This is a genomic window from Roseomonas sp. TS2, assembly GCF_058833935.1.
Genome location: NZ_JCACVY010000185.1, coordinates 1 through 8799, shown reverse-complemented (window position 1 = coordinate 8799; position 8799 = coordinate 1). Strand labels below are relative to the sequence as shown.

Genomic DNA, 8799 nt, shown 5'->3' with positions numbered 1-8799 from the left:
GCGCCAATCCTGGCGTCATGAAAATCCCCGGGTGGGAAGGCTCATGGCCTTCCCACCCGCTTTCATGCCGTTCTGGCCTGTACCGCATGCAGGCGGCGGTAGAGCGGGGATTGCCTGAGCAGATCCTCGTGTGACCCGCGTGCGGCGATGCCGCTGCCATCCACCACCACGATGCTATCCGCGTCGCGGATCGTGGCCAACCGATGGGCGATGACCAGGGTGGTGCGTCCTTGCGACAACTCCGCCAGGGATTCCTGGATGGCGCGCTCCGTCTCCGTATCGAGCGCCGAGGTGGCCTCGTCGAGGATCAGGATGGGCGGGTTGCGCAGGAAGATGCGGGCAATCGCCAGGCGCTGCTTCTGCCCGCCAGAGAGCTTCACGCCCCGCTCGCCGATCAGCGTCTCCATCCCCTCGGGCAGTGCAGCGATCACGCTGTCCAGCCGGGCGCGCCGGGCCGCGTCGCGGATCTCCGCCTCGCTGGCGCCGAGCCGGCCATAGGCGATGTTCTCGCGCAGCGTGCCGGCGAACAGGAACACATCCTGCTGCACAATGCCGATCTGCGCGCGCAGCGAAGCCAGTGTCATGCGCCGGATGTCGATCCCGTCGATGGTGATGCGCCCCTCCTGCACCTCGTAGAAGCGCGGCAGCAGCGAGCAGAGCGTTGTCTTGCCCGCACCCGAGGGCCCGACGAAGGCCACCGTCTCTCCCGCGCGGATGGTGAGGTCGATGGAGCGCAGCACCGGCGCGCCGCTCCCATAGCTGAAGGAGACCTTCTCGTAGCGGATCTCGCCACGCAGCGGTGGGGCAGGGGCCGCATCCGGCGCATCGGCGATATCGGGCTCGGTGTCGAGCAGCTCGGTATAGCGGCGGAAGCCGGCAATGCCCTTCGGATAGGTCTCGATGACGGCGCTGATCTTCTCGATGGGGCGGAAGAACACGCCGACCAGCAGCAGGAACCCCACGAAGGCGCCGTTGGAGAGCTGCCCGTTCAGCACGTAGTAGCTGCCGGCGATCATGACGATCATCTGGGTCAGCCGCATGCCGAGATAGTTCAGCGACTGGCTGGCGGCCATGATGCGGTAGGCCTGCAGCTTGGTGGTGCGGTAGCGTGCATTGTCGTGGGCGAAGAGGGCGCGCTCATGGTCCTCATTGCCGAAGGCCTGCACCACGCGGATGCCGCCCACCGCCTCCTCGATGCGCGCGTTGAAGGCGCCGACACGGCCGAAGAGCTGCCGCCAGGTGGTGGTCATGCTGGCGCCGAAATGCGTCGAGCCCCAGGCGATGACCGGCACCACCAGCGCGGTGAGGAAGGCCAGCTCCACATGCACGGTGAACATCAGGATGAAGGCGCCGATGAGCGTCATCACCGCCAGGAACAGATCCTCGGGCCCGTGATGCGCGACCTCGCCCACCTCCTCCAGATCCTTGGTGACGCGGGCGACGAGATGGCCGGTCTTCTGGTTGTCGTAGAAGCGGAAGGAAAGCTTCTGGAGGTGGTCGAAGGCCTTGCGGCGCATCTCCGTCTCGATGTTGATGCCAAGCGCATGCCCCCAGTAGGTGACCACGGCCATCAGCCCGGTGTTGACCAGGTAGATGGCCAGCAGCCCGGCGGCAGCCACCAGGATCAATCCCCAGTCGCCGCCCGGCAGCAGCTCATCGACGAAGAGCTTCACCGCGATGGGAAAGCCCAGCTCCAGAAGCCCGGCCAGCACGGCACAGGAGAAATCGAGCAGGAACAGCCCCCGATGGGGCCGGTAATAGGCGAAGAAGCGCCGCAGCATGCGTGGAAATCCGGTCCGTTCCGCGGCGCCGCGGGAAGGCGGCGCCGGCCCGCCTTCCGTATCGTCCGGTCAGCGGGCCGCGGTCAACCGGCGGGCAGCCGCGCCTCCTGCGCGGCGCGCAGCCGCCACAGCGTGCTGCCGGCCGGGGGCTCCACCATGTCGCGCGTCAGCACGGCGCCGGCGGCCACGGCGCGGCGCAGACGCAGGCCCACAGCCATGTAATAGGGCAGGGGCGCGTCCGGCGCCTCGGCCATGGTCGGCCGCAGCAGCGGCTCCAGCCCCGGCACGGCATGGCGCGTGCCCTCGATGGCCAGGACATGCCCCGCCGGCAGGTCGCGCGTCGCCTGGGCCAGCAGGTCCACGCGCTGGGCGTAGTCGGGGCCGACCATGGAATGGCGCATCGCTCCCGCCGCCATGATCGAGGTCGGCGCCTCGACGCCGAGCAGGTGGGACGGATTGTAGATCAGCGCCCGCCGCCGGTCGGCCGAGACGGGGATGCCCTTGCCGGCGAAGAGTGCGCCGGTTCGCGCATCGGCCAACTCCACCACCACGTAGACGCCGCCGGCGAAGCTCGCCTCGTCCGGCCGGCGCAGGCAGTTGAACACGTCGAGCCGGCCGGGGGCGGAGAGCAGCCCGCCCGTGTCACGCGGGCCATACAGTTCCGGCAGCTCGACGGTGCGGGCGAGGGGGGCGTGGAAGGTGTCGCGGTCGGGCAGGATGCCGGTGGCATTGGCCACCAGCGTCATCTCGCAGGAATCCGGCACCGTGCGCAGCGGCAGGCTGGAAAGCAGCGCCTCGCGCGCCGCCACGGTGGCCGCGGCGTCCTGGCCCAGCGCCCAGTGGCGCAGCATGCCGGGGGCGTGCACGCGCTGCTCCAGCCAGGTGACCGTCTCGGTCGCCGGGTCCAGCACGAAATCATATTCGCTGCTCTTGCCGGCGGCGACGATGGGCAGGCCCAGCAGCCGCGCCCAGGAGACGAGGCCGATCAGCAGCGCCGGCTGGTCGCCATCCACCAGCGTGTAGGGCACGCCGGCGGCGGCGGCCTGGCGGGCCAGTTCCGGCCCCACCACGCATTCCGCCTCCTTGCTCACCATGGCCACGCCGATGCCGGCGGCGATGGCGGCCTCGGCATGGGCGGCGCCCGCCTCGGCATGGCCCGTGGCCTCCACCACCATGCCGAGCGGCAGGCGCAGCAGGTCGTCCAGCCGCTCGCACAGGGCCAGGGCGCCAGCGGCGCGGGCGGCCTCCGCCTCGGCGGCATTGGAACAGCGGCGGTGCGGCACGCCCATCTCGGTCAGCGCCGCCGAGACGCGGGCGGGGTCGAGGTCGTAGGCCGCAACGATGTCGAGCCCGCGCATCCGCCGCGCCTGGGCGATCAGCGAGAGGCCGAACTCCCCGGCGCCGAGCAGCGCCGCCTGCACGGGCCGCTCCAGCGCCGGCTGGAACAGGGTCTGGAACTGCATGGGGCGTCTCCTTCGGCGCAGGTTTGTGGCTGCTATTATTCTGTATACCGAAGGCAGTATAGAAAGGGCCCGATGCGGGCGTCCAGCCGGCATCGGGCGGAAGGCTCAGGCGCGCGGGGCCGGAGCGCCATCGGAACGGCGATGGAACAGGTGGGTCATGGCGGCGGTGCCCAGCACCGGCACCAGCAGATTGGCCACCGGCACCACCGCCAGCGCGGCCAGCGCGCCGCCCAGCGCCAGCACCTCCGTGCGGCGCGCGCGGCGCAGCAGGTTGGCCTCCGCCACCGGCAGGCGGCGCTGCGCCACGCCATCGAACAGCCCGTATCCGACCGAGACGGCGGCCACCGCCCAGAACAGCACCACCCCCACGGGCGGCGCCACCAGCCCGAGCGGCAGGATCACCAGGCTCAGCGCCAGCAGGCGGAGGGACATGCGCAGGCCGGCCCAGACCTGCGCCGCCAGCGAAGCCCCCCGGGCCTCCGGCAGGCCGGGGTAGAAGCGGCGCTCCACCGCCTCCGCCACGTCGTCGAGGAACAGGCTGGTCAGCGCCAGCAGCACCGGCACGAACAGCCACACAGACAGGACCAGCACCAGCGCCCCGCCCAGCAGCCCGGCCAGGGTGGCAAGCCAGCCCTCGCCGCCGGCCAGGACGCCGACGCCCCAATCCGCCAGGAAGGCGAGCCCGGCGAAGGCGAGGATGGAGAGGCCCAGCCCCTTCAGCAGCGGTGCGCGGAAGCCGGGGTCGGCGAGCTGCCGCAGCGGCAGCGCCAGGCTGGTGGCGACGGCCTTCATGGCTGCCGTTCCGGGGCGGGCGAAGGGTTGGGCATGGCCTGCATCTCCCCCCGGCTGGCGGGAGGCCGCCGGGGCGGCGCCCTTCTAGCGCCGCCCCGGCCGCTCTCCCAGCGGCCCCCCGATCAGGCCCGCGTCATCGCGCAGCCGCCCTCGGCCATAGGGCGGAAAGCCTCCTCGGCCGCCGTGGTCTGCACCAGCTTGTAGTAGTCGAACGGCCCCTTGCTCTCCTGCGGCGACTTCACCTCAAAGAGGTAGGAGGGGTGCAGCTTGCGGCCATCGGCGCGGATGCTGCCGGCGCCGAAGGCGTCGTCATCGGTGGGCATGGCCTTCATCCGCTCCACCACGGCGCGGCCGGAGCGGCGTGCCGCCTCCGGCCCGAGATCGGCCACCGCCTTCAGGTAGTGCAGCGCGCCGGCGTAGCAGCCGGCATGGATCATCCCCATCGGCAGGCCGGCCGGCATCTTCGGCGTCACGCGCCTGGCGAAGGCGCGGGTGCGGTCGTTGAGGTCCCAGTAGAAGCTCTCGGTCAGCAGCAGCCCCTGGGCGTTCTCCAACCCCAGCCCGTGCACGTCGGCGATGGCCATCAGCAGCGTGGCCATCTTGGCGCGGCGGGTGAGGCCGAATTCGCGCGCCTGCTTCACCGCGTTCACCGTGTCCGCCCCGGCATTGGCGAGGCCGACGATCTTGGCGCGGCTGGCCTGCGCCTGCACCAGGTAGGAGGAGAAGTCGGTGGTGGAGGGGAAGGGGTAGCGCGCGCCGCCCAGCACCTTGCCGCCCGCCTCCTCGACGAAGCGTGTGGTGTCGCGCTGCAGGTGGTGGCCGAAGGTGTAGTCGGCGGTGATGAAGTACCAGCTGTCGCCGCCCGCGCGGGTCAGCGCGCCGCCGGTGGACTTGGCCAGCATGTAGGTGTCGTAGGTCCAGTGCACGGTGTTGGGGTTGCACTGGGCGCCGTGCAGGTCGGTGGTGGCGGCGCCCGAATTGACGAAGACCTTGTCCTTGTCCCGCGTCACGCCGGCCACGGCGAGGGCCACGGAGGAGGTCGGCACGTCCAGGATCATGTCCACCCCCTCCTGGTCGTACCAGCGGCGGGCGATGGTGGAGCCGGTGTCGGCGCGGTTCTGGTGGTCGGCCGAGAGCACCTCGACGGTGATGCCCGGATGCGCCGCCATGAACTCCTCGGCCGCCTGCCGGGCGCAGGCGACGCTGCCCGGCCCGGTGGGGTCGCGGTAGGGGCCGGACATGTCGGTCAGCACGCCGATGCGGATGGTCTGCTTCGCCTGGGCGCGGGCGGAGCGCCCGGCCAGCAGCGCGGCACCCGTGCCCGCGAGCAGATGACGACGTGGAAGGATGATATTCATCTGACGCACGCTCCCTGTTGTTCTTGTCATTGCAGGAAAAAGATGGGGGTCCGGGGGAAGTCCTTCCCCCGGCCCTGCTTCCTCAGACGTCCGCCGTCTGCGCGTAGAGCTGCCGGATGCGCGACTTGAGCAGCTTGCCCGTCGCCGTGTGCGGCAGCTCCTCGACGATGCGGATCTGGTCGGGGATGCACCAGCGCGCCACACGCCCCTCGAAATGCGCGCGCATCTCCTCGTTCGTTAGGCTGGCGCCGGGGCGCAGCACCACCACCAGCAGCGGCCGCTCGCCCCATTTCGGGTCGGGCCGCGCCACGGCGGCGGCCTCCTGCACGGCGGGGTGGGCGACGGCGATGTTCTCCAGCTCGATCGAGCTGATCCACTCGCCGCCGGACTTGATGACGTCCTTGGTGCGGTCGACGATGGCGACATAGCCATCGGCATCCATCGTCACCACGTCGCCCGTGTCGAACCAGCCGGGGGTGGCGTGGGCCGGGCTGTCGGGCGCCGCGTGATAGGCGGCGGCCACCCAGGGGCCGCGCACCAGCATGCGGCCAAAGGCCGTGCCGTCGCGCGGCACGTCCTGCCCATCGGCGCCGACGACGCGGAACTCCATGCCGTAGAGCGGCCGCCCCTGCTTGCTGGAGAGCGCCAGGCGCTGCGCTGGCGTGGCGCCCTGGTGCTTCGCCTTGGGCGAGGCAGCGAGGCCGATCGGGCTTGTCTCGGTCATGCCCCAGGCGTGCAGCACGGAGACGCCCATCGCCTCGAAGCGCTCGATCATCACCGCCGGGCAGGCGGAGCCGCCGATCGCCACGCGCTTCATCGGGCCGGCATCGCGGCCATTCGCCGCCATCCAGTCCAGCATCGCCATCCAGACGGTGGGCACGCCGGCGGAGAAGGTGACGCCCTCGGCGGTGATCAGCTCGTGCAGGCTGGCGCCGTCCAGCTTCGGGCCGGGCAGCACCAGCTTGGCCCCCACCATCGGCGCGGCATAGGGGATGCCCCAGGCATTGACGTGGAACATCGGCACCACCGGCATCACCACCGAGGCGGCGCCGATGGCGAAGACATCCGGCATCGCCGAGGCCATGGCGTGCAGCACCGTGGCGCGGTGGCTGTAGAGCACGCCCTTCGGCGCGCCCGTGGTGCCGGAGGTGTAGCAGAGGCCGCAGGCCTCGTTCTCGTCCAGCGCCGGCCAGTCGAATTCGGCCGGCTGGCCGGCCAGCAGCGCCTCGTAGCAGAGGAAGGGCGGCAGGCCCTCGGCCTGGGGCGGCATGTGGGCGGCGTCCGTCATCACCACGATGGCGCGCACCGTGCCGAGCCGGCCGGCCAGCCCCTGCAGCAGCGGCAGGAAGGTGAGGTCGGCGCAAAGGATGGAATCCTCCGCATGGCCGATGATGCCGGCGATCTGCTCGGGGAAGAGGCGCGGGTTGATGGTGTGGCAGACCATGCCGGCGCCGGCCGTGGCGTAGTAGATCTCCAGGTGCCGGTAGCCGTTCCAGGCCAGGGTGCCGACGCGGTCTCCCGCGCCCAGCCCCAGCGCCACCAGCGCGTTGGCCAGGCGCTGCACCCGGGCCTGGGTCTCCGCATAGGTGGTGCGGTGGATGGGTCCCTCGACGGTGCGTGAGACGATCTCGGTGTCCGCGTGGAATTCCGCGGCGTGGCGCAGCAGGGATGGCACCAGCAGCGGCACGTCCATCATCAGCCCTCGCATCGTGTTTCCTCCCTGGGATTTTCTTGATTGTCGGGCAGTGGCGGCGGAGGCGGTCGGTGCGGTCAGTAGGCCTCCTCGGGCAAGGCGAGCAGCGGCGCGGCGCCCTCGGCCAAAGCGAGGTCGAGCGCCACGCTCTGCGGCAGGAGGCGGGCCATGAAGAAGCCCGCCACATCCCGCCAGGCGCGCTGGCGCGGCGTGGCGGCCCCCCCGGCCCGCAGCGCGGCCAGCGCCATGCGCGCCCACATCCAGCCCAGCGCGACCAGCGCGAAGAGCCGCAGATAGTCGGAAGCCGCGGCGCCGGTCTCGGCCGGGTTGGCGGCGGCGCGGCGGGTGAGGCGGGCCGTGGCGGCCTCCAGCCGCTTCAGCGCGGCGGCCAGCGGCGCGGTGTAGGCCTCGGCGCCGGGGGTGCCGCCAGCGGCCTCGATCTCGGCCCGCACCAGCGCGAAGAAGCGCGCGGGCAGCGCGCCATCCTCCACCGAGAGCTTGCGGCCGGCGAGGTCCATGGCCTGCACGCCATTGGTGCCCTCGTAGATCTGCGCGATGCGGGCATCGCGCACGAGCTGCTCCATGCCCCATTCGCGTACATAGCCATGCCCGCCCAGCACCTGCTGCCCGAGCACCGCCGCCTCGAAGCCGAGATCGGTGAAGGCCGCCTTGATGACGGGGGTGAGCAGCGCGACATGGCCCTCCGCCTCGGCGCGGATGGCGGGGTCCGGGTGGCCGGCGGCTTCCTCCATCCGCAGCGCCACCCACAGCGCCAGCGCCCGCCCGGCGCCGGTGAAGGCGCGGATGGTGAGCAGCATCCGCTTCACGTCGGGATGGACCAGGATCGGCTGCGCCTCACCGCTTTCCTGGCCGGGCGCGCGGCCCTGGCGGCGCTCCCGCGCATAGGCCACCGCGCCCTGATAGGCGGCCTCGGCGATGCCCAGCCCCTGGATGCCGACGAAGAGCCGCTCGGCGTTCATCATGGTGAACATCGCCGCCAGCCCCCGGTGCGGCGCGCCGACCAGCCAACCCGTGGCGCCGTCATAGTTCATGACGCAGGTGGGCGAGGCGTGGATGCCCATCTTGCGCTCCAGCGCGCCGACCGACATGGCGTTGCGCGCGCCGGGTCGGCCTTCCGCGTCGGGCAGGTATTTCGGCACCAGCACCAGGCTGATGCCGCGCACGCCGGGCGGCGCATCCGGCAGCCGCGCCAGCACGAGATGGACGATGTTCTCCGCCATCTCGTGGTCGCCGGCGGTGATGAAGATCTTGCCGCCGGTGACGCGCAGCGATCCATCGGGCTGCGGCTCGGCGCGGGTGCGCAGCAGGCCGAGATCGGTGCCCGCCTGCGGCTCGGTCAGCGCCATGGCGCCGCACCATTCGCCCGAGACCAGCTTCGGCAGGTAGCGCGCCTTGAGGTCCTCCGAGGCGTGGCGCTCGATCGCCTCCACCGCGCCGCGCGTCAGGCCGGGGAAGAGGCCGAAAGAGAAGTTGGCGGAGGCCATCATCTCGTCGAGCAGGATCTGCGCGGCGCGCGGCAGTCCCTGGCCGCCCCATTCCGGCGCCTGGGACAGCCCGCCCCAGCCGCCCGCGACAAAGGCAGCATAGGCCTCCGTGAAGCCCTGCGGCACGCGCACCACGCCGTTCTCCAGCCGGCAGCCCTCCTCGTCGCCGCTCCGGTTGAGCGGGGCCAGCACGCCGGCGGCGAAGCG

The 8799-nt window shown here is 71.7% G+C and carries 6 protein-coding genes; all 6 read right to left on the bottom strand.

Going from position 1 to position 8799, the window contains the following annotated elements; translation table 11 throughout:
- Window positions 1-62: 62 nt before the first annotated feature.
- Window positions 63-1781 (bottom strand): ABC transporter ATP-binding protein, encoded by a 1719-nt coding sequence (locus tag ACZJYS_RS20450; RefSeq protein ID WP_493180137.1) that lies wholly within the window; start codon window positions 1779-1781, stop codon window positions 63-65.
- 83 nt (window positions 1782-1864) lie between these two features.
- Window positions 1865-3244, bottom strand: a complete 1380-nt coding sequence (locus ACZJYS_RS20445; RefSeq protein WP_493180136.1) for an SAF domain-containing protein — start codon at window positions 3242-3244, stop codon at window positions 1865-1867.
- 105 nt (window positions 3245-3349) lie between these two features.
- Window positions 3350-4036 (bottom strand): EI24 domain-containing protein, encoded by a 687-nt coding sequence (locus ACZJYS_RS20440; protein ID WP_493180135.1) that lies wholly within the window; start codon window positions 4034-4036, stop codon window positions 3350-3352.
- 122 nt (window positions 4037-4158) lie between these two features.
- On the bottom strand, window positions 4159-5394 hold the full coding sequence (locus tag ACZJYS_RS20435; RefSeq protein WP_493180134.1) for an ABC transporter substrate-binding protein: 1236 nt from the start codon (window positions 5392-5394) through the stop codon (window positions 4159-4161).
- Between the two features lie 82 nt (window positions 5395-5476).
- Window positions 5477-7102, bottom strand: coding sequence for a long-chain-fatty-acid--CoA ligase (locus tag ACZJYS_RS20430; protein ID WP_493180133.1), 1626 nt, complete (start codon window positions 7100-7102; stop codon window positions 5477-5479).
- A gap of 62 nt (window positions 7103-7164) precedes the next feature.
- The coding region (locus ACZJYS_RS20425; protein WP_493180132.1) for an acyl-CoA dehydrogenase C-terminal domain-containing protein at window positions 7165-8799 on the bottom strand (1635 nt) is incomplete at its 5' end.

Excerpts from the sequence above, each read along its gene's own strand:
- ACZJYS_RS20450 (WP_493180137.1), bottom strand. The coding sequence starts at position 1,781 with ATGCTGCGGCGCTTCTTCGCCTATTACCGGCCCCATCGGGGGCTGTTC.
- ACZJYS_RS20445 (WP_493180136.1), bottom strand. The coding sequence starts at position 3,244 with ATGCAGTTCCAGACCCTGTTCCAGCCGGCGCTGGAGCGGCCCGTGCAG.
- ACZJYS_RS20440 (WP_493180135.1), bottom strand. The coding sequence starts at position 4,036 with ATGAAGGCCGTCGCCACCAGCCTGGCGCTGCCGCTGCGGCAGCTCGCC.
- ACZJYS_RS20435 (WP_493180134.1), bottom strand. The coding sequence starts at position 5,394 with ATGAATATCATCCTTCCACGTCGTCATCTGCTCGCGGGCACGGGTGCC.
- ACZJYS_RS20430 (WP_493180133.1), bottom strand. The coding sequence starts at position 7,102 with ATGCGAGGGCTGATGATGGACGTGCCGCTGCTGGTGCCATCCCTGCTG.